At 52.4% G+C, this 19867-nt stretch carries 19 protein-coding genes and 2 tRNA genes; 2 read left to right on the top strand and 19 right to left on the bottom strand.

The window, feature by feature from the left end; all coding sequences use genetic code 11:
- Positions 1-60 precede the first annotated feature (60 nt).
- Positions 61-1365, bottom strand: coding sequence for an MFS transporter (locus tag VGJ94_10615; GenBank protein ID HEY3277062.1), 1305 nt, complete (start codon positions 1363-1365; stop codon positions 61-63).
- Between the two features lie 241 nt (positions 1366-1606).
- Here VGJ94_10615 and VGJ94_10610 point away from each other — a divergent pair, with 241 nt between their 5' ends.
- Positions 1607-2044 carry a hypothetical protein gene (locus tag VGJ94_10610; protein HEY3277061.1) on the top strand — a complete coding sequence of 146 codons (438 nt, stop codon included), beginning with the start codon at positions 1607-1609 and terminating at the stop codon, positions 2042-2044.
- 1649 nt (positions 2045-3693) lie between these two features.
- Here the strand turns inward: VGJ94_10610 and VGJ94_10605 are convergent.
- The 15 genes from VGJ94_10605 to VGJ94_10535 all read right to left on the bottom strand — a co-directional run bounded on the left by VGJ94_10605 (position 3694) and on the right by VGJ94_10535 (position 16657).
- Entirely contained in the window at positions 3694-3960 is a 267-nt protein-coding gene (locus VGJ94_10605) for a hypothetical protein (GenBank protein HEY3277060.1), read from the bottom strand.
- Between the two features lie 93 nt (positions 3961-4053).
- Positions 4054-4896, bottom strand: coding sequence for a DUF5677 domain-containing protein (locus VGJ94_10600; protein HEY3277059.1), 843 nt, complete (start codon positions 4894-4896; stop codon positions 4054-4056).
- The gene (locus VGJ94_10595) at positions 4883-5713 is read right to left on the bottom strand and encodes a hypothetical protein (protein ID HEY3277058.1); all 831 of its coding nucleotides are present in this window, start codon (positions 5711-5713) and stop codon (positions 4883-4885) included. The genes VGJ94_10600 and VGJ94_10595 overlap by 14 nt, the downstream gene beginning before the upstream one ends.
- An 847-nt stretch (positions 5714-6560) precedes the next feature.
- A complete protein-coding gene (locus VGJ94_10590) occupies positions 6561-7415 on the bottom strand; it encodes a glycosyltransferase (GenBank protein ID HEY3277057.1) in 855 nt (284 codons plus the stop codon).
- Between the two features lie 63 nt (positions 7416-7478).
- Positions 7479-7556: transfer RNA gene (locus tag VGJ94_10585), tRNA-Asp, on the bottom strand.
- 16 nt (positions 7557-7572) lie between these two features.
- A tRNA-Val gene (locus VGJ94_10580) sits at positions 7573-7647 on the bottom strand.
- A 48-nt stretch (positions 7648-7695) separates the two neighbouring features.
- Complete coding sequence (clpX, locus tag VGJ94_10575) at positions 7696-8922, bottom strand: ATP-dependent Clp protease ATP-binding subunit ClpX (protein ID HEY3277056.1); 1227 nt, start codon at positions 8920-8922, stop codon at positions 7696-7698.
- A 29-nt stretch (positions 8923-8951) separates the two neighbouring features.
- The gene (clpP, locus tag VGJ94_10570) at positions 8952-9536 is read right to left on the bottom strand and encodes an ATP-dependent Clp endopeptidase proteolytic subunit ClpP (protein HEY3277055.1); all 585 of its coding nucleotides are present in this window, start codon (positions 9534-9536) and stop codon (positions 8952-8954) included.
- Positions 9533-10819, bottom strand: a complete 1287-nt coding sequence (gene tig / locus VGJ94_10565) for a trigger factor (GenBank protein ID HEY3277054.1) — start codon at positions 10817-10819, stop codon at positions 9533-9535. Before tig ends, clpP begins: the two co-directional genes overlap by 4 nt.
- A 285-nt stretch (positions 10820-11104) precedes the next feature.
- Positions 11105-11560: a hypothetical protein gene (locus tag VGJ94_10560; GenBank protein ID HEY3277053.1), complete on the bottom strand. Its 456-nt coding sequence runs from the start codon at positions 11558-11560 to the stop codon at positions 11105-11107.
- A gap of 41 nt (positions 11561-11601) precedes the next feature.
- Positions 11602-12939 carry a carboxynorspermidine decarboxylase gene (nspC, locus tag VGJ94_10555; protein ID HEY3277052.1) on the bottom strand — a complete coding sequence of 446 codons (1338 nt, stop codon included), beginning with the start codon at positions 12937-12939 and terminating at the stop codon, positions 11602-11604.
- A 5-nt stretch (positions 12940-12944) separates the two neighbouring features.
- Positions 12945-14177 (bottom strand): saccharopine dehydrogenase family protein, encoded by a 1233-nt coding sequence (locus VGJ94_10550; protein ID HEY3277051.1) that lies wholly within the window; start codon positions 14175-14177, stop codon positions 12945-12947.
- Between the two features lie 293 nt (positions 14178-14470).
- Positions 14471-15289 carry an agmatinase gene (speB, locus tag VGJ94_10545; protein HEY3277050.1) on the bottom strand — a complete coding sequence of 273 codons (819 nt, stop codon included), beginning with the start codon at positions 15287-15289 and terminating at the stop codon, positions 14471-14473.
- Between the two features lie 235 nt (positions 15290-15524).
- Positions 15525-15998, bottom strand: coding sequence for an arginine decarboxylase, pyruvoyl-dependent (locus VGJ94_10540; protein ID HEY3277049.1), 474 nt, complete (start codon positions 15996-15998; stop codon positions 15525-15527).
- 107 nt (positions 15999-16105) lie between these two features.
- Positions 16106-16657, bottom strand: a complete 552-nt coding sequence (locus VGJ94_10535; GenBank protein HEY3277048.1) for a cupin domain-containing protein — start codon at positions 16655-16657, stop codon at positions 16106-16108.
- Positions 16658-16780: 123 nt separating this feature from the next.
- On the opposite strand from VGJ94_10535, the gene VGJ94_10530 reads away from it, so the two are divergent.
- On the top strand, positions 16781-18352 hold the full coding sequence (locus VGJ94_10530) for a thiamine pyrophosphate-binding protein (GenBank protein ID HEY3277047.1): 1572 nt from the start codon (positions 16781-16783) through the stop codon (positions 18350-18352).
- 67 nt (positions 18353-18419) lie between these two features.
- Here the strand turns inward: VGJ94_10530 and VGJ94_10525 are convergent, their stop codons facing one another.
- From VGJ94_10525 to VGJ94_10515, 3 genes are read right to left on the bottom strand one after another with little or no spacing between them, the layout of a single operon-like run.
- Positions 18420-18836, bottom strand: a complete 417-nt coding sequence (locus VGJ94_10525) for a hypothetical protein (GenBank protein HEY3277046.1) — start codon at positions 18834-18836, stop codon at positions 18420-18422.
- A gap of 10 nt (positions 18837-18846) precedes the next feature.
- Positions 18847-19170, bottom strand: a complete 324-nt coding sequence (locus tag VGJ94_10520) for a hypothetical protein (protein HEY3277045.1) — start codon at positions 19168-19170, stop codon at positions 18847-18849.
- Complete coding sequence (locus VGJ94_10515) at positions 19167-19799, bottom strand: RNA polymerase sigma factor (protein ID HEY3277044.1); 633 nt, start codon at positions 19797-19799, stop codon at positions 19167-19169. Before VGJ94_10515 ends, VGJ94_10520 begins: the two co-directional genes overlap by 4 nt.
- Positions 19800-19867: the final 68 nt, after the last annotated feature.

The raw sequence follows: 19867 nt of genomic DNA, 5'->3' as shown, positions 1-19867 counted from the left end.
TAGAGACTAGAGACTAGAGACTAGAGACTAGAGACTAGAGACTAGAGACTAGAGACTGCTTTATTGGATATCCACCGTCAGCTCCTTCACTATTCCCATCTTCACATAGATCGGACGTATCGCTTTTCTTATTGAGGGGAGGTGGATGGTGAAGAGTATTGCTCCGGCTATGCAGAGGAGGCCCATTATCATTAGGGTGTAGGGGGCGCCTATTTTATCGGCCATGATGCCTGCGAGCAGATTTCCGAAAGGGGTGACTCCGATATAGGCGGTGGCGAAGAGGCTTACTACCCTGCCTCGTTTGTCTTCATCCACGATTGTCTGCACTATGGTGTTGCAGGAGGTGATCTCTACGAGCATCGATAAGCCTGCCATAAACATGAGTGCCATCGAGAGGGTGACGTTACGGGAGAGGGAGAAGGCGATGAGGCTTATGCCGAAGAGGGGGGCGGTGATGACGATCAGCTTGCCGAGGCCGAGGACCGTCTTTCGCAGGGCGAGGTAAAGGGCCCCGGTCAAAGCGCCCGCGCCCGCCGCGCCCATGAGGAAGCCGAGGGTGGAAGGCCCTCCGTGAAGGACGTCTTTCGCGAATATGGGGAGAAGCACGAAATAGGGAATGCCCACGAAACTTATAAGGGCCACGAAGAGGATGATGTATTTTATGGGGAGAAAACCGAAGGCATAAGTGAAGCCTTCTCTCATACCCTGGAGGACCGGCGGATGATCGAACCTCTTCTTCTTCCGGGGCACTCTCATCCGGACAAGGGCAAAAATCACCGCGAAGAAGCTGAGGCCGTTTATGAGGAAGCAGATACTTTCTCCTATAAGCCCTATGAGGATCCCTGCGATGGAAGGGCCGACGAGGCGGGCGCTGTTGAAGATAAAGGAGTTCATCGCAATCGCATTTCCCAGGTCCCGCTTACTTTCCACGATCTCGACGAAAAAGGATTGCCTGATCGGGATATCGAAGGCATTGACGCACCCCAGGAATATGCTGAGGGCCACGATATGCCATGGCTCCACCCGCCCCGAAAAGGCGAGGCCGGCGAGGAGTAAGGCAGGGACCATGGAGAGTGTCTGGGTAAGGATAAGGAGGCGCCGTCGGTTGAACCGATCGGCAAGAACCCCCGCGAATGAAGCGAAAAGAAAGGTGGGGACCTGCCCGGTGAATCCCACGAGCCCGAGGTAGAAGGGTGATCCGGTCAAGCGGTAGATGAGCCAGCTCATGGCGATATTCTGCATCCACGTGCCGATAAGAGAAATCCCCTGGCCGCCGAAAAAAAGCCGATAATTCCGGTTCTTGAGCGCCCGAACCGCGAACCTGAGGCCGATCTCCTGTTTCGGTATGGAATGTCGTAAGGTCATCTGATTGCTGGGCGTGCCTTTCGCACAAATCTATAAAGAGCGCGGGTTGTTGCCAATCCACCATATTACACCAGGAGAGGAGAAGGCTCAAGTGAAATCAGAAGCCCTTTCTCTTATTAATTTCTCAGGTCCGAAGCCGATAATCTAAAAGCAGGAGAAGCGAAAAAGTGTGACAAATGCACTTGTTCTTCTCCTCCCGGAAGATTAAAATGAGAGACGACCCTCACAAAGGAGGATAACCATGAAAAAATATATAGGATATGCAGCACTGGCCGCATTTCTCATAATGAGCCTGAGCTCAGGAACAGCCACAGCCGCCAACGGCAACAGCGCGCCGTCGATCGAAAATATCCCTGTAGTGATAATAGAGCCGCTGCCGCCAGGTCAAACCGGTGAGATGCCCATGGAGAGAGCCGAAATGCAGGCCCCTCAGGCGCCCAATCAAAGAAATGGCGGCACCGCCGTCTTCTTCGATATTATGATCCTCCGTCCCGCAGGCGTCCTCGCCGTCGCAGGAGGCCTCATAGCAAGCGCCATCGCACTACCCTTCGCCCTCCCCACCGGAAGCATGGGCAAGGTAGCGAAAACAATGATCGAGGAGCCCTTCTGCTATACCTTCGCCCGGCCGGTAGGCAATATCGACCCATACCCCTCCTCTTATTATTCAACTATGCGTTGAGGGCATAGCCACGTTTTAGAAGACAACTAAAGGGAGGAACTCAGCGCTCTCCTGTAAAAGTCGCTACTGTGGTATCTTCGCGAGGCTCGTGATGGCGAATCATCATGTTTCAGTTATGCAACGGAGCAACAACGTCCCAGACCCTCGCTCTAGCCGGGAGGGTGGAATTGACACAAAAGGCCCATCTGCGGCGCCATGCTCCGCCGGTGCCCTTCGACGTATATTCAATACGCCTGCGGTCCTCCTTGCTCGCCTGGCACCCCATATGGACCTTCCGGCCAATTCCGCCCTCCACTGCAGGCGGCTCCAAAGGTATCACATTAATTCGTCGCCGCGGCACTGCCTCGTTTTTATTCTATTGACCGTACCTCACTTCTTTTCTGTCGTCAGAGTTGCTCTGGACTCCTGCTGACTGAGAAATCGAGAATAACCAAAAGTAAGTCGAGGCGTCAATGATTGATTCAGGAAAATGTCCGGTGCCGGTGTCAATTGCTTCGATAAGTTATGGCCAAGACATCTGATGGCCGCAGCCCACCCCTCTGTCTTGCCCTCAGTTATGGACGTCCCACCGCTCCCAATTGAAATGCTGAAGGATGTCCCTATCGGCGCCCCGCAACGACGTCCCCCTCGATCCCGATATTCAATTGTCAAAGAGCAGCCTTCACCGCAGCCCGTGGAGCGGACACCTTTGTGCCTCTTGTGAGTCACCATGGGGGGGGAGGGGGGTGTCGGTTCGTTTTCGCGAAATCATTGGGGATTTATCTCCCCGAGAAAGCCGTCCATGAGATTCAAAGAAACATCCGACCCGTCGCGTCTCGTGAAGACTAACAAAAGGGCCTCCCGAGGTCCTTTAAATCAGTTGAAAAAATGTCTCTTTAGACGCTTGCCCCACCCCTGGGCGCGCTCATGCCATGCGCGTAATGGTGAATGTCAATATGGGGACGGCGATGGGGACGTCCACAACTAAATAACTATGCAAATAAAATACTTTGTTAGTGATAAGTAGGATGTCCCTTAAGTCTGGGGGGCGTGCGGCCAGGAAGGCAAAGAAGTTAGGGCTTCCTGACGGGGAGGCACGGCGCCGGGAGGGCTCTATCCTCTCCGCTTCGGCTGCGCCCGTCACCCGCTAAAAGACGATTCGTCGGGCACTCAGCCACCCAACTCGTCGTACCTCCTCAGACATGAGTGGCTGTCCTTCGGAGCGTTTCTCCTCACCGAGCGGGTCCCGACGGTACTCGCAAGGCGCTACGAGGATAAAGCCCTCCCGACCCCGTGGAGTGAGATCGAGGGAAGGGCAGATTTTACAGAAGGTGCTACGTACAGCTTCCTGAAATTGTGCCTATGGCGTCCACGAGTGACGGACACGCTTTCATGTGGCATTTTAACCGTCTTTCGAAAAAGTTCTTCTTGAATATTATCCGCAGTGGAACAGAATAGATTCTATATGCGACGCTTAATGCGCCGGGGGAATATCAAATGTCACAATTTCACGAACGTCCCGCAGGAGTTCCCCTATGACCGCTATAGCCCGCAGTAGATGCGTGCATCGAAAAGCGCAGAAGCGGCTCCAGGCAAGGGCGCCAGTTCTCTACTCTACCTCTCGTCCCCGATCGCCCAATATTCAAATTACAAGGGCTGACCCCGCCCCGTTAGGCCTTGCGGCCATTAAGCGCGGACGCGACTGCCTTGGCGTCTTCCTTGGAGCGAAATAGGAAGTTGAGCGTGCACGCGCCGAATTCTCTTTCAAGCTCTTGCCGGCGGACTGGATGATTCCCCTGATGAAAGCGAGAAGCTGATGCGGATGCATACGGCAGTTGATAGACACCATAGGTCCGTGGATCGGTGTAGCGACCGTCATCGCATACGTCCGCAGGATTGACTGCTCGCCGGATGATCGTTTGGATTGAATCCGTCATGGAATATCTCCTTGAGGCTTAACGCCTGGGTCAGCTACGAAGCCACTTTGTGGCCGAGTTAGCTGCACCCGGTAGTTATGCAATGAGTGTCTTCTATTCAGCAATCACATACCTTGACAACTTATGAAAGTGTTCCTCAACCTCCGGCTTCCCCAGAGCCTGACCCATAAATCTGACGGAACTGAGGAAGACGAGCAATGAATGAAATGACGAAAAGATCAGGTGTGGCTCATTCGTTTCAAACTGATTCGCGACAAAAGAGCCAGGAATATCCACGCGCCGCGCACGAACACCCTTTGCCAAGCCAGCAAAGCTTGAATGGGCCGAAGGCGAACCCTGGCGATAGGCTTGGCAATATAGGTATTCATAGAAATGTGGTTCATTGCAGGTGGGCGGGTACCTGGAATCCAGAAGTCCGACGTTTTGTTCGAGGGACTTACCTGTCCATGAGGTGACGTTCTTCCCGTACGTTTTGAGGTATCGGTCCCGGTTTTGTTTTAAAGAGGCTATTTCCGATGGGGGAATTCCGCTCAAATTCCCTAACCCCAGCTTTTCGAGGTGAGAATAACACTTGTATGCCTCTACGAACTGATAGGTTTCATACCTTTTCAGATCGTCCGGGATCGCAGAGGTCACAAGCAATCCCATCGACACAATACTTTCAAACATGGCACGAGATAAAGCATATATGTCTGCTACCCTTCCATGCTCGACCAGATACATGACGGTGAGGAAAGTTGAGAAATTCCTATCATGGTTTAGAAACAAAAGCGTATTTCGCCGGTGGTCTTTATCCACTTTAACAGGGTAGAGGGTGGCAAGTTGAAAATCCAATGCCTCTTGACTGACCTTCTCGAAGTTGGATTTAGTAAATTTGTTGTTCATGTTTCTTGCATAACCAGCGGCCAAGAGGCTGGTTAAGTCACTCCAGTTCAAGTTTCCGTAAAACCACATGAATCGTTGAGAGGTAAAAATAGAACATCCAACTCAGCCAAATTGCCGTATCATAGTCCGTTTTCTGTTGCTCATTGTGGTGTCTAATGCCGAAATTATTGGCGATGTTGAATAGATCGGCCTCATCTTTCTGAGATAATAAAGTCTTTAAGTTCGGCCGAAGATATTCAAAGACGTCCGCTAAATCCCTAACGGCTTGTCGCCTGTCATCAAGTGAAGACCCATGCCTACGGAATCTGAGGATTGCACTGTCCATTCTTGATTGGACGTTTTTGTCGTTAGTTGGAATGTCTGCTTCAAAGATCTTTTCGAGGCCTTTTTCTGCCTTATGCAGTACCTCACCCTCTCCAGAGAAAGAGAACGGATTTCTATAAAGACTTAACAGCTCATTTATCTTTTCGCTGAAGTATTTTTGGCCTTCATCACGATCAAACGTTTCCCAATGCATCCCACATTGGTTCCAATTGTGGTATGTTCCATCTATTGGTTTGGAAATATGATCGTATAGGAACTCTATCACGTCAAAGAGATCATCTTCCGTATATTCCTTGCAGTAGCTTTCAATGGGCCATATGTCTTTTTTCCTTAGCTTCACCAGTATTTCATACTGTGGGTCCACAACTTTGCCAGGAATGAAATCGGCATCAACACAGTAGAAGCCAAAGGCTTCAGCGAAATATCCGTCCTTGTCTAACTGGTTATAAAGTCGAAGGAACAAATCTCGAAGTTCCTCGAGATCGAAGCCTTTAGCGTTCTTATTCTTATCTGTGCGAATTGAGTAGTATTGTTTTGCTGCCATCGCGGTTACATCCCTGCAACTTAACATTAATATACTGCAAGCAGTAATTTCCGAAATAGTAGTATTTGCTGTTAGCTATGTCAATGATTATTGTTGAACGAGTATAGACTGATAATATTCATAAATTCGCATAGATACCATCTATTTCAGAGAGAAGGTTATTCCGTAGAATTTGCAGTATATCGTCAATATACCGATGTTATACTGCATGCAGCAATTGCTCGACAAATACCACTTGTAACCTTTCATGCAGTCGGCAAGGCGATGGCTGTGAATACGGACGTTCTATACCCTCCTGCAACGCTATACTACAGCCTCGCGCATAAAAATTATTCTGTTCCATAACCGATGAAAATTCAACTCAAAAACTTTTCGGATGCGCTATGGAATCCCCGAGGGGACGTACTTGACCACCGTGACAAACTCCCGTGTCTTCCGAAAAGACTACTTCTTCCATAATTGTAGTGAATAGGCCAAAAATACTCTACCTACTGCGGGCGGTCTGCGGGGTCGGTTCCTGAAGCGACTTTGTGGAGGGGCTGGGGACCCTGCAGCGTAGACTTCCGGTGACGGCGTAGCCGGCATGAGCGCCGGATAGTTGGATCGGGCCCCGCAAGACCAGCCGGTTCGCGGACGATCAATTCACCTTGTGCTCCCAACTACCTGCGCGCTGAGCGAAAGGAAGTTGAGAGCGTCTTGGGTCAGCACCGGAGCAAGCCGGAGCGTAAGGAATTGACCCCGCAGGCTGCCCGCCCGCTCCCAATTACCCATACCCTGCGCATTTTGTCTTGGACTATATTTATTTTGAATTACTACGAGTGATTCCCGCCTTTCCTCAACCTCAACCTCAACCTATCTTTTCCCCTCTTTTCCCTTCTCCTCCAACCCCCTCCGCCATTTCCAGATACTCCCGCGCCTCCTCCTCTTTCCCCCGTTTCCTCGCCCCCAGTGCAAGAATACCGCACTTCATCTTCAGCTCTTCCAGTGCCTTTTCCCGTAAATCCTCCGTCAGCACCCCCGATTTAATCACCTTCACCAAACCCTGAACCCGAAACCGATCCATCGCTTCATATTTCCTGGAGAGTTGATCTTCGTGTCCGCCTGTTTTTCTTATCAGTGGTTTTTCTATGAAGAGAACAGGGTACCGGCACGTGATCCTCAGCCACATGTCGTAGTCTTCGCAGGCAGGCAGGGTTTCATCGAAATTACCTACTGTGTCAAATACCTCCCTGCTGATAAGCGCCGAGGAGGGGCTTATGATGCACAGGGGCAGGCATTGGGGGAATATCCAGCCTGACTGTTTTCGGTGTCGTTTTTTCTGGTTGATCCTCTTGCCGTTTCTGATCCATATCTCGTCGGTGTAGGAGATCTTATAATCTCCGTCTTTCATGAGCGCCATCTGGGTGGAGAGCTTGCCTTTGAGCCAGAGGTCATCCACATCCAGAAAGGCGAGATAGTCGCCTTTTGAGACTGCGATCCCTTTATTCCTTGCGCTGCTTATGCCGCCGTTTTCTTTATAGATATACTTTACGGGGAAATGCCGGACTTCCTCTTCGGAGCCGTCGGTCGAGCCGTCGTCGATCACTATGACCTCCATTTCCGGGTAGTCCTGGGCGAGGACCGAGGCGAGTGCCCCTTTGAAGTAGGACCTTCTGTTATAGGTGGTGATGATCGCTGATATGAGTGGTATCTTAGCCTTCATGACCTACACGGATTCAGTGCAAAAAAAAGGACCGGATTTTTCCGGCCCTTCTTTTTTAATTTATGGCGGGGTCGACGAGAATTGAACTCGCGGCCTCCGGCGTGACAGGCCGGCGTTATAACCAGGCTTAACTACGACCCCGTACTATACATCATTATGGTAGGCGGAACAGGTTTTGAACCTGCGACCCCCGGCTTGTAAGGCCGATGCTCTCCCGCTGAGCTACCCGCCCACTTGTTAGTGGTTACTATAGCAGCTTCAGCCGGGATTGTCAAACGCTTCATGCGATTTCTGCTTCTTCTTCGTATATCATTATGGGACGCTCGTGGTTCATGATCACGTCCTCATTGACTACGCACTCTTTCACGTTCGACAGGGTCGGGATCTCGTACATGACGTCGAGCATGACTTTTTCCATAATCGACCTCAGGCCCCTTGCGCCCGTCTTCTTCTTCATGGCCTCCCTGGCGATACCGCGTAGCGCCCCTTCGGTGAAGGTGAGCTTCACGTTCTCGAGCTCGAAAAGCTTCTTGTACTGTTTGGAGATGGCGTTCTTCGGTCTCTTCACGATCTCCACGAGGTTGTCTTCGCTGAGCTCATCCAGGGTCGCGATGATGGGCAGCCTTCCGATGAATTCCGGGATCAGCCCGTATTTCAGGAGGTCCTCGGGCTGGATCTCTCTCATCAGCTCGGAATATTTCTTGTCCCTGCCGCCTTCTATGTCGACGCCGAAACCGATCCCCTTCTTCCCGATCCTGCCTGCGACAATCGATTCTACGGCGTTAAACGCGCCGCCGCAGATGAAGAGGATGTTCGTGGTGTCAACCTTGATGTAATCCTGCTGGGGATGTTTCCTGCCGCCTTTGGGCGGCACATTCGCGACCGTTCCCTCGATGATCTTGAGGAGCGCCTGCTGCACGCCTTCGCCGGATACGTCCCTGGTGATGGAAGGGCTGTCCGTCTTTCTCGATATCTTGTCGATTTCGTCGATATAGACGATCCCTCTCTCCGCCTTCTCGATATTGTAGTCTGCCGACTGAAGGAGATAGAGTATGATGTTCTCCACGTCCTCGCCCACGTATCCCGCCTCTGTGAGGGTGGTGGCATCCGCGATGGTGAAGGGGACATGGAGGACCCTCGCGAGGGTCTGGGCGAGCAGCGTCTTGCCCGAGCCCGTGGGGCCTATCATGAGGATGTTGCTCTTCTGGATCTCCACGTCGTCGAAATTGGCTTTCGCCTCTATCCTCTTGTAGTGGTTGTAGACCGCTACGGAAAGGACCTTCTTCGCGTAATCCTGGCCGATGACGTACTCATCGAGCAGCTTTCTTATCTCATGGGGTTTGGGAATGGACGTCTTTATGTAGTCGAATCTCTCTTTCTTTGCCTCGTCCTGAATAATCTCGTTGCAGAGCTCGATGCACTCGTTGCAGATGTACACCATCGGGCCTGCGATCAGCTTCTTTACCTCGTCCTGACTTTTACCGCAAAAAGAACAATGCAATTTCATCGTCCTCCCATTATTTTTCTTTATCATGGTCATTTTCGTTTCTCCACGATCTCGTCTATTATGCCGTATTCAACAGCCTGTATGGCGGTCATGTAGAAGTCCCGTTCCGTATCCTGAATTATCTTTTCCATTGACTGGCCTGTATGTTTCACGAGGATCTCGTTCAATTCCTCACGGGTCCTCAGTATCTCCTTGGCCTGTATGCCGATGTCCGTAGCCTGTCCCTGGGCTCCGCCGAGGGGCTGATGGATCAGCACCCGCGAATGGGGCAGGGCATAACGTTTTCCCTTCTCGCCCGCGCCTAAAAGCACGGCCGCCATGCTCGCAGCCTGGCCCGTGCACATGGTGGTGACGGGGGATTTGATGTACTGCATGGTATCGTATATGGCGAGTCCGCTGGTGATGTAACCGCCGGGGCTGTTCACATATATCGATATCTCCCGTGTGGGGTCTTCCGATTCAAGGAAGAGCAGCTGGGCGATCACGATGTTGGCCACATTGTCATCGATGGGGGCCCCCAGAAAAATGATTCTTTCTTTCAGCAGCTTCGAGTAGATGTCGTACGCCCGCTCTCCCCTGCCGTCTTTCTCAATTACGATCGGTACAAGGTTCATTCCTTCTCCTTCATGACGGCATGCTCACGCAGGAAGTCGACTGCTTTTTCCTCAATTATGTTCTGTCTCAAGCCGCCTATGAGATTATACTGCCGGTAAAACTGAAGGACTTCGCTGAAGGGCTGCTTGCTCTCTTCGGCAAACTTCTTTATTTTATCGAACACTTCTTCTTCATTTAAGGTGATGCCTTCTTTCTTCGCGATCTTGGCGAGGAGGATCTCCGCCTTTACCCGGTCCACGGCCCTCGGCTCGAACTCTTTCCGCAGGTTTTCCTCGAGTGCCTTCTCCTCGTCAGGACCGAGCCGCTGGGACTGGCTCTTGAACCGCATCTTGGCATCCTCGACCATGCCTTCCACTTTCTTCTCAAGGTATTTCGGGGGAACGGGTACTTCGACTTTCGAGATAAGGCCCGAGACCAGCTGCTGGACCACGTTTCTCTTCTCCGCCCCTTCCTTCTCTTTCTCTATCTCGCCCCGGATACTCTCCTTCAGTGCGTCCAAGGTATCGAAGGAGAGGTCTTTCGCAAATTCATCGTTCACTTCGGGGAGCTTCTTTTCCCGGATCTCCTTTACGGTGACACGGAAAACGATCGTCTGGGATGCGATGCTTGCATCCGGATAATCTTCAGGAAAGCTGATGGGCACATCCTTCTCTTCCCCTGCCTTCATGCCGGTCAGGGCCGCCTCAAATTCGGGGAGCAGGGTGGTGGTGCCGAGCTCCAGGGGATAGCCTTCGGTGGCCACTTCGTTCACCGGCTTCCCGTCTTCCGAAAATCCCTGGTATTTCACGATCACGAAATCGCCCTTTTCGGCACCCGAGGTCTCATCTTTCATCTTCATCTCGGCGTGCATGTTTCTGAGCCTTTCGATCCGCTCCTGCATCTCTTCGTCGCTCACCGCGATCTTTGACACTTCTATTTCCATTCCCTTGTATTCGGGAAGCTCGATCTCGGGCTCTACCTCGCACTCCATGGTGTATCCCTGTTGTCCTTCAGCCTCGATGAAATCAACGTAAGGCTCGGTCACGGGGGCCACTTCCGCCTGGGCGAGTGCCTCTCCCATGGTATTCTGGACCATCCTCTTCTTCAACTCGTCTTCCACGTAATCTTTATAATATGCGGTCAGAATTGATTTAGGGGTCTTACCGGGACGAAAACCCCGGATTTTTGCCTGTTTCTTCAGCTCGTCGTAGATCTCGTTTTCCAACTCCTTGAGCTTTTCTTCTGGAAGAATGACCTCAACTTTCTTCCTCACCTGATCGAGATTCGTCACTTCAACCTTCATACATTCCTCCAGAAAAATATGCGAGCGGAATTAATCCGTTTCGTTCTCGTCTGTTCGACCTTATTATATACTCAACTTCGCAAATTATCAAGACTTTTGGGCTCGCGCGGCCGGACTGGGGCGTGGCAAAGAGCCGAATCGATAATGTATCCGCATGCTTCGTGAGCTCGTAAGCCGCACGAACAGGCTGCTCCCATCAGCGGCGCGAGGGGAGGGAAGGGGGCAGCCATTCCTGCCGGCCGGTTCGCAAGATGTACCCCTGCCGCCGGGCGGGATAGGTGCCTGTTATGCCAGACGGAGCCCCTTTTTCGTGATCACGAGGTTTTGGAAGCCGCTTTCCCTGAACTCTTCCTCGTACTTCACTATAAAGGGATACTCCTTTTCCACGATCTCGTCATCGGACATCTTCTCCACCCTGTCTTCGCCATATTGGCCGATGAGGTCGCGCCGGGCCAGGGAGAGCACCATCTCTTCCCAGACGGTGTGCATGTTGTAATCCCCGATGGTATCGACCACGCCTGTCTTTTCCTCGAACTCCTCGGTGGGGTAGTAGGTTTTCTCCTTTTCGTCGAAACCGGCGAAGGCTTCGTACCCGAAATCCTTGGCGAGAGAGAGCACGTATTGTTCAAAATCTTCGAATTCCCGGTCTGCCTCTTCCCCTGCGGAGGCTGCCACCCAGTTCCCGAGGTAGACTGTCTTGAGCAATGTCTCGAACTGGCTTTTGGTCAGATTTATCTTCATCCCGGCCTCCTAAGTTTTCGTGACGGACGCAGTGTTGCCCGCTATGATTGTCTGTTCATGTAATCCCTGTATCCGAATCGCCTGATTACCTCTATTGTTCCGTTGCTTCCGAGGAGTGCGATATCCGGGAGGTTGATCCCGTTGAATGTCGTATTCTTTACGATACTATAAAGCGCCATATCGGTGAAGACGAGCCGGGTCCCTCTTTCAAGGGGAGCATCGAAAGAATAGTCTCCGATTACATCTCCCGCAAGGCAGGTCGGTCCGGCGAGCCTGTAGGTATATTTCTTTTCCCCCGGCCCCGCGGAAGTTAAAATCTCAGGCCGGTAGGGCATGAGGAGCACGTCGGGCATGTGGGCTTCGGCGGAGGCGTCTATTATGGCGATCTCTCCGCTGTTGCTGACGATATCGAGGACGGAGGAGATGAGGACGCCTGCGTGAAGCACGCTCGCTTCACCCGGTTCGAGATAGACCTGCAGACCGTATTTCGCCTTGAATTGTTTAATAATTTTAATAAGGCGCTCCAGGTCATAATCATCCCGCGTGATATGGTGGCCTCCCCCGAAATTTACCCATTGAAGCCCCTTCAAATATGGTCCGTAGAGTGCTTCGAAGGAGTTGAGGACCCGCTCGAGGACATCCGAATTCTGCTGGCACATGGCGTGGAAATGAAGTCCTTCCACCATCCCGTCATATTCCGGGAACCCGGCGACAAAGGCCTCATGGGTGATGCCGAGTCTCGAACAGGGGGCACAGGGGTTGTACATGGCGGTCTCCACCTCCGAATACCCGGGATTGACCCTGAGGCCCACCCTCACTCCCTTCTTCCGTGCCGCTTTCCCAAAGCGCCCGAGCTGATAAAAGGAGTTGAAAACAACTGTATCGGAATATCTGAGAATAGGGCCTATCTCCTGCTCCCGGTAGGCGGCCGAAAAGGTGTGGACCTCTTTTCCGAACTTCTCACGGCCAAGTCGCGCTTCATTGAGCCCGCTTGCGCATGTCCCGTCGAGGTAGTCGCTCATCATGGGAAAAGTGGCGAAAGAGGCATATGCCTTGAGGGCGTGAAGGATCTTGCAGCCGGTGCGGTCTTTCACGTAACGGAGGAGCCGCATGTTTTCCTCGATCAGGGATTCATCGATAAGATAGACAGGCGTGGCAGGCGTGGCAGCGATGGCAAGGGACCTCTCCTTCGCTGCCGCAAAAAACTCCTTTTTCGCATGTTTAATCGATCGGGTGAGGGTTTTCAGGCCCGCGGTATCGAGGGAGCGGAGTAGTTCCTGCCTCCCCGCATCTGAGAGTCCGTGATAACGGGATATTGTCCCGGACTTTTTTGCCGAAAAACGATCGATCGAATTCCTCTTTTCGGCAACGGCCTTCATAGGCGTCAGACGTGCTCCGGCAGAGGGGCGTGCTCCACCACCTGCCAGGGCAGACCATAGGCATTGAGTGCTTCCATGAACTTATCCGGATCGAGTTGTTCCATATTGTAGACTCCCGTTCCCTTCCATGTTCCGGTAAGCACCATCATGGCCCCGATCATGGCCGGCACGCCCGTGGTGAAGGCGATCGCCTGGGTGCCGGTTTGCCTGAAGGCCTCTTCGTGGTCGCACACATTATAGATGTAACGTGTAATGGTCTCACCATTCCGGGTCCCGGTCATCACGTTTCCGATCACGGTTTTTCCCGTGTATTTCGTTCCGAGGGAGGCAGGCTCGGGAAGGAGGGTCTTGAGAAACTTTATGGGTATGATCTTGCACCCTTCGTAATCGATCTCGTCTATTCTCGTCATGCCCACTTCCTGAAGCACCTTCAGGTGGGTGAGGTAGTTTTCCGAAAAGGTCATCCAGAACCTGGCCCTCCGGATTTCCGGAATGTGACGTACGAGGGATTCGAGCTCTTCATGATAGAGGAGATAGCTCTCCTTCGCCCCGGCAATCGGATAGTCGAAGCTGAAGTGGGTTGACCCCTCTTCGATTATGGCCGGGGTCTCGATCCATCTTCCCTGGTCCCAGTGCCTCACCGTCTGGGTCACCTCCCTGATATTGATCTCAGGGTTGAAGTTGGTGGCAAAGGCATGACCGTGGCTTCCGGCGTTGCAGTCGAGGATGTCGAGGTAATGTATCTCGTCGAAGAGGTGCTTTTTTGCATAGGCGGTGAATACGTTCGTCACCCCCGGATCGAAACCGGAGCCCAGCACCGCCATAATTCCCTTTTGCCGGAACCTCTCCTGATATGCCCATTGCCAGCTATACTCGAAGTGGGCCTCATCCAGGGGCTCGTAATTGGCGGTATCCACATAATGGACCCCTGTTTCAAGGCATGCATCCATGATGTGGAGGTCCTGATAAGGGAGGGCGAGATTGAGTACGACATAAGGCTGGAACTTTTCGATGAGGGCTGAAAGCTCCGGCACGTTATCCGCATCCACGCGGGCGGTCTGGATCTCCCTTCCGTATCTGCGGCGTATATCTTCCTTTATGGCGTCGCACTTGGAGAGGGTCCTGCTTGCCACCATGATCTCTTTGAAGACCTCCGGGACCTGGGCGCACTTGTGGACAGCCACCGTCGCCACTCCCCCTGCTCCGATTATCAGTATTTTACCGTTGTTTGCGTTCATGTTCGCTATATTCCTTTGTAATTAATGGGGCTCACGTCGCCCCCCGCTTAAGGCGCCTACTGTTGGTCCGCGGGCAAAAGCCCGTGGAGCCTCCCCTTCTCGCTCGCGGTGCGAGCTACATGTCGCGAAGGGTTTTTGGAAAATCAATGTTTAACCATACCCGCTTCATATTTCTAAGCAAACTTAATGCCGCACCTTAATCAATCAACTGAATGAGCTGCCTTGCCCTTCTTCCGGATCGGCCGTTTTTCAAGGCTCACCCGCGTATATACTATATACTCACGACTGCCCCTTCACTCAAGGAGCAGGAGGATTTCCCGGGCTACTTTTGCGGCGGTGACGGAGGAGACGAAGGTCGTATCGTAATCGGGCGCCAGCTCGACTATGTCGGCGCCCTTTATTTCTCTTCCTTTTAAGACAGAAAAATAGTCCATTACTTCTTTGAAGGTAAGACCTCCCGGCTCCGGGGTGGTTACTCCCGAGACCAGGGACGGGTCAAAGACGTCAATATCGAAGGTAAGGTAGACGGGACGGTTTCGATCCAGGCGGGCCTCGAGCTCCGAAGGCGACCTTATCTCGCTCAGCTCTTCGAACTCCTGCCGCGTTCCGGACCGAATGCCTATCTGCATCAAATCTATTCCGCCAAGCTCTTTCACCCGTTTCATGGCCGTCGCGTGGGACAGCTCCTGTCCCTCGTATTGATCCCTGAGGTCGCAATGGGCGTCGAAATGGACGACCTGAAGCTCTTTATAATAATTTCTTAAACCCTTCAGGAGAGGGAAGGTGATGAGGTGCTCGCCGCCGAGGATGAGATGCTTCCGCCCCTGGCCTGCAATTCCTGCCGCCGCCTCTTCGATAAAGTCTAGGGAGTGCCTGAGGTCTGCGGGGAATAGCTCGAGGTTGCCGGAGTCGTGAAATATTACATCCTCCAGGTCCTGTTTCAGGTAAGGGCTGTAGGTCTCGAGGGTCCACGATGCCTTTCTGATGCTGTCGGGGGCAAATTTGGTCCCTCCCCGGAAAGAGGAGGTTACATCGAGGGGGCACCCCAGAACAATAATCCCCTTGTCCTCAGTCCCTGATCCCATGAATGCACTCGTGAAAACACCTTTCATGTGGCCGCCTTTTGAAAGGAATAGTGCGGCAGGGCTTTCCTGCCGGATATGAAGAGATCGAAAAGAGTCTTAAAGCTGGAATTTAACCTGTATTCAGCGATCGAAAATAAGCGGGAAGATCTGCGCCGGACCGGTGCAGGACGGAAATTGCCCCAATTGAGCGGGCCTTGCGGCAGGCATCTTATCCGAAGAAAAATTCTGCACTCTCGCACCATTTCTCAGAAATCCCATCCAATCAATCCCAAAGGACTACTGCGGCAAAAACTGCGCCGATGCTGACGACTTTATAGGTGGCCGATATGGCCTTAATTTCTTTAATCGCCCGCTTCCTGACATCCATCCCTTTTTCCACCATCTTCTTGACCTGGTCCACGACGGCTTTCTCTTCCGCCCTTGCCGAATATTCCATTATTAATCCCGCGAGGTTCGAATCCTCGGGTATCCCGATCGCCACTGCTGCCGATATGGTCTCGCCGGGCACTTCGCTGTAAAGTGACGCATAGGCCGTGGGAACGAGAGCTCCCTGCGGCATGGGCAGGGGAGCAGGGTTAAGCTCCTTGCAATGCGGAGGAAGGATGCTGCTCATTCTCACCAGGTTGGTGTCCCCGACGCCCGACGCCAACAGGGCACCGTCGAACGCATTCAGGAGCGAAAATCCTTCGGAGGAACCGCTCGCCAGAAAAAATGTAGTGGGTGTTTTAATAATCACTTGAACCACCTCCCAACTCTTTAATACTCAACCGGTTTGTGGGTGATTTCTTTATCTCGGAAATCCGGTTGACCCCATTTTATTTATTACTCCGCCCTTCAGGGGCACTAAAAATTAGGAGGCGAAGATACCCAAAGGACAAACGCCTTATTCCCTCGCCTGTTCGCTATAAAATGCTTCCGGGTTGCTTTGAAATAAAAACACTCACCCTTTTTCAGCTTATAAATTTTTCCACCAAGGGTGAGCTCGATGCTGCCGGAAAGAACAAGTCCGAATTCTTCACCCTCATGGGGTTCCTCTTCGGGCGTTTTCTCGCCTGGGTCCATTTCAAGAAGAGCAGGGTCCAGCATTCTGTTCTGGGCGGCGGGAACGAGGATCTTAAAAGACTTCACGTCCTCCATCTCCAACTCCACCCGGTCTTTAAGTCTGAAGACTATCTGCTCGTCAAAAGCACCATTGAAAAAATTGGATGGTTTTTCATCCAGTGCGTCGAGGATGCCGATGAGGCTCTCGACGGACAATGATGTTAAATTCCGCTCAATTTGAGAGATAAAGCCTTTTGTGAGGCCAGCCCGTGACGCGAGCTCCTCCTGAGTCAGGGATTTCGCCTGCCTCAATGTCTTTATTCTCTCACCAATACTGGATGTTCCTATATTCATTTCACTAACACTATACGCTTACAAGAAGTTTACAGTATTAAACAAAATGTGGGCCCCGGTTGTCAAGTAAATTTTTATTTAACTTTCAGTACCAGTATGCTAAACTTAAATCTATAAAAGCCCATGCTCGGCAAAGACGCAATTCTACACTTTTTTGAGAAAAAAGGCATTAAAAATCTGTTCCATCTCCCGGGCATCCATACCCTCCCTTTCAACGAAGCAATAACGAAGAATCCCCGGATCTTATCCATTAGGGGGCGCCATGAATCGACTCTCGCCTCCATGGCGGACGGCTATGCCAGGGCGACCGGCGAGGCGGGCATCCTTATCGTGACCCCGGGCCCCGGTTTGGGCAATGTGGTCTCGGGATGCATGGAAGCCTTCTCGGATGATGTTCCCCTCCTCATTATCCATATCGATACGGGAAGAAAGGACATAGGGAAAGGCATACTCCACGAGCTCGTGGAGCCCGAAGCCATCTTCAGGCATATCACAAAAAAGACCTTTTGCGTGTCCATTGCCGACGAGCTCATACCTCTCCTCGATGACGCCTTTTGTCTCGCAATGGCAGAGAGGAGAGGTCCCGTGATGATCTCCATCCCCTATACTCTATTTGAAAAGGAGGTTCCTTTCACGTTGCCTGCACGCCCGGAACGGCAGGAAAGGCTTGACCTCGATGAAATCGAGCATGTCCTCGCCGGAAAGAAACATCCCGTCATCATCGGCGGGAAGGGGCTCATGAGAGAGGAGTTGAGGCCGCTCCTCGAATCGCTCTGCGTCGATCGGTCAATACCCTTTCTCACCACCACGGCAGGAAAGGGGGTCCTCTCGGAATACGGTCCCTGTGCCTTCGGAAATATCATGCAGAGAGGGACGGCGAGGCGGATCCTCGATTCAGCCGATGTTGTCATTGCCCTCGGTACGAGACTCAGGGATGTGGACGCGAAGCGACGGGGAATAAAAATCAAGGATCTTATCCACATAGACACGAACGGCGCATGGATGGGTAAGAATTATGCGGGGGCCTGCGTGGTCTCGGGCGATTTAAACGCTGCCCTTGTCGAGCTGCATGAGGTCCTTGGCAGAGCTCGATTCAACTGGGACCTGGAAGGGCTCAAAAGGCAGCAGGAGGAGGAGAGAAGCTCTCTCGAAAGAGACTTTATGGGTTTTCATATCATGAAGGCGGTCAGGGAGGCAATTCCCCTGGAGACGGTGACCGTGTGGGATTTGAGCCTCCTCGGCTACTGGGCCGAATATTATTTTCCCGTGGAATTTCAAAGGACTTTTATTATGCCGAGGGGTATATCACCCATTTTCTATGCCCTTCCGGCGGGAATAGGCGCAAGGGTGGGCCGTCCCGATACGCCGTGCCTGGCCATATGCGGGGACGGCAGTTTTCTTCCCTCCTCGGCAGAGCTAGCCGTCATAAGGGAGTATAATATTCCGCTTGTGACCATAGTATATAACAACAGGAGCTACGGGATACTCGAAGATTATATGGAATCTTCCTATGGCATCAAAGGTTCTATGGGCCTTACCAACCCTGATTTCGTAAAATTGGCGGGATCATTCGGTATCGAGGCAAAAAGGGTAACCGACCCCGACCGGTTGAAGGATACCTTATGTCGCCTGAGGTGGGATGAGCCCTGTCTTATCGAGTTCGATTTCCCCATTTTCCCGTCCCCGTGGAAATAGAAGAAGAAGACGGCTAAAGCACAGAGCCCGACGCGATGGGAGACGGCCCCCGACGACCGGTATCTTGTTAATGAGGCGGGGGAGGCGGCAGGAATGGCTGTTCCGGGCCGCGACCCGGTCCATGACGCCGGTCGAACTTTCTTCTTATCTTTTCAAACTCCATTTTTTGCGGGGCCGTGAGCTGGGTCTTTATCTGCGCAAAACCTTCGTCAATGATTTTATCCACTTCCGGTTTCACCTGCATGAAATGCTCGTGAAGTTTCTCCCCTGTCTTATTGAGGATATCTTCAACCGCAGTTTTTTGGGCACGGGTGAGATCGAGCTCTTTCGCCAGCCGGTCAGCCATTTCAGCCGATCTGTTCTTGTGGTGCCACGGACCGGGAGGCCGGGGGGGTTTCATAAGCAGCCAGGTGCCTATGGAGCCGAAGAGTATCCCCACGAGGAGTAAGAGAACTACTCCGGTGACCAATTTCCACACGTTCATTCTGCCTCCGTCATACTGAAAAGAACTGGATTATGGTCCATTCCTCCAGGCCGTTTATAAAACTTTGAAGGCTATTCTGTGCCGATGCGAGCCCAAGCTTCACGAGAAAAAAGATCAATATGAGCGCGAGAGGCGTGGTGATGGGCACAAGGCGCCACACGATCTTCTCGAAGGAGGGCAGAAAGCGGGGTTTCCCGCATAAGGGGCCGATCTCCCTGACCTTGGCCATGAGGGCGTCGCGCCATTTCAGGCCTATTTCAGGCGGCTCTTTTCCTATATAGGCCCGTCTCAGGGCATGCCGGAGCTTGTCCGGTCCAATGCCGGAAGTCTTCATCCTTCCCTCCTTCTTTCTTTGGCTGCCGCCTCGCACAGGTTTTGAAGTCTTCTGCGGGAGCGGAACAATCTCACTTTCACGTTCGCGACGCTCCATCCCATGAGGCCCGCCGCTTCTTTTACGGAGCGCCCCTCAAGGTAAACAAGTTCCAGCGCCATCCTGTCGGCAGGCGACAAGGCGCCGATTGCCCAGTCCAGGACTTCCCTGGCTTCCCTCTCGGGGTTATGCTCGTAGAAGGCGGCGCTCGATCGGTCGGAGAGGGTCGTTTCGAGCCACTCCCGGTGTTGTTCCGATAGAGAGCTCATGGGAATTTCGCGGGACTTGTAGCGTTCCCGCCAAAAGTCGTAACAGGTCCTCGCGGCAATCACGGACAACCAGGATTTGAAGCCCCCGTCATGCCTGTACTTCGGCAGCGACCGGTATGCCCTCAAAAATACGTCCTGCAAGGTATCCTCTACCTGATCGAAAGGGACATGTCGGGCAACAATAGCCGCCACAAAATTCCGGTACCTTTCCACCAGCTGCTCGAAGGCGTTTACGTCTCCATCTACTATCTGACGGACGATCTCTTCATCTTTCGGATTCTGAATGTCATCTCCCACTGGTGCGTCCGCTGCTCCGTAAGCCATTATAGCCTACTCGCAATCCTAATATGAAGTCGGGGGTCACGGGAAAAAAGTTACGAAAAAAAGCAAAA

Source organism: Syntrophorhabdaceae bacterium (assembly GCA_036504895.1).
Taxonomy (GTDB): Bacteria; Desulfobacterota; Syntrophorhabdia; order Syntrophorhabdales; family Syntrophorhabdaceae; genus PNOM01.
The sequence above is the reverse complement of the archived record's forward strand: the minus strand, read 5'-3'. Positions and strand labels throughout refer to the sequence as shown.

What these genes read in the sequence shown, in the direction of transcription:
- VGJ94_10595 (HEY3277058.1), bottom strand. Translation starts at nt 5,713, where the DNA reads ATGGCAGCAAAACAATACTACTCAATTCGCACAGATAAGAATAAGAAC.
- clpX (HEY3277056.1), bottom strand. Translation starts at nt 8,922, where the DNA reads ATGAAATTGCATTGTTCTTTTTGCGGTAAAAGTCAGGACGAGGTAAAG.
- VGJ94_10560 (HEY3277053.1), bottom strand. Translation starts at nt 11,560, where the DNA reads ATGAAGATAAATCTGACCAAAAGCCAGTTCGAGACATTGCTCAAGACA.
- VGJ94_10590 (HEY3277057.1), bottom strand. Translation starts at nt 7,415, where the DNA reads ATGAAGGCTAAGATACCACTCATATCAGCGATCATCACCACCTATAAC.
- tig (HEY3277054.1), bottom strand. Translation starts at nt 10,819, where the DNA reads ATGAAGGTTGAAGTGACGAATCTCGATCAGGTGAGGAAGAAAGTTGAG.
- VGJ94_10525 (HEY3277046.1), bottom strand. Translation starts at nt 18,836, where the DNA reads ATGAACGTGTGGAAATTGGTCACCGGAGTAGTTCTCTTACTCCTCGTG.
- VGJ94_10550 (HEY3277051.1), bottom strand. Translation starts at nt 14,177, where the DNA reads ATGAACGCAAACAACGGTAAAATACTGATAATCGGAGCAGGGGGAGTG.
- VGJ94_10610 (HEY3277061.1), top strand. Translation starts at nt 1,607, where the DNA reads ATGAAAAAATATATAGGATATGCAGCACTGGCCGCATTTCTCATAATG.
- nspC (HEY3277052.1), bottom strand. Translation starts at nt 12,939, where the DNA reads ATGAAGGCCGTTGCCGAAAAGAGGAATTCGATCGATCGTTTTTCGGCA.
- VGJ94_10615 (HEY3277062.1), bottom strand. Translation starts at nt 1,365, where the DNA reads ATGACCTTACGACATTCCATACCGAAACAGGAGATCGGCCTCAGGTTC.
- speB (HEY3277050.1), bottom strand. Translation starts at nt 15,289, where the DNA reads ATGAAAGGTGTTTTCACGAGTGCATTCATGGGATCAGGGACTGAGGAC.
- VGJ94_10515 (HEY3277044.1), bottom strand. Translation starts at nt 19,799, where the DNA reads ATGGCTTACGGAGCAGCGGACGCACCAGTGGGAGATGACATTCAGAAT.
- clpP (HEY3277055.1), bottom strand. Translation starts at nt 9,536, where the DNA reads ATGAACCTTGTACCGATCGTAATTGAGAAAGACGGCAGGGGAGAGCGG.
- VGJ94_10605 (HEY3277060.1), bottom strand. Translation starts at nt 3,960, where the DNA reads ATGACGGATTCAATCCAAACGATCATCCGGCGAGCAGTCAATCCTGCG.
- VGJ94_10520 (HEY3277045.1), bottom strand. Translation starts at nt 19,170, where the DNA reads ATGAAGACTTCCGGCATTGGACCGGACAAGCTCCGGCATGCCCTGAGA.
- VGJ94_10530 (HEY3277047.1), top strand. Translation starts at nt 16,781, where the DNA reads ATGCTCGGCAAAGACGCAATTCTACACTTTTTTGAGAAAAAAGGCATT.
- VGJ94_10535 (HEY3277048.1), bottom strand. Translation starts at nt 16,657, where the DNA reads ATGAATATAGGAACATCCAGTATTGGTGAGAGAATAAAGACATTGAGG.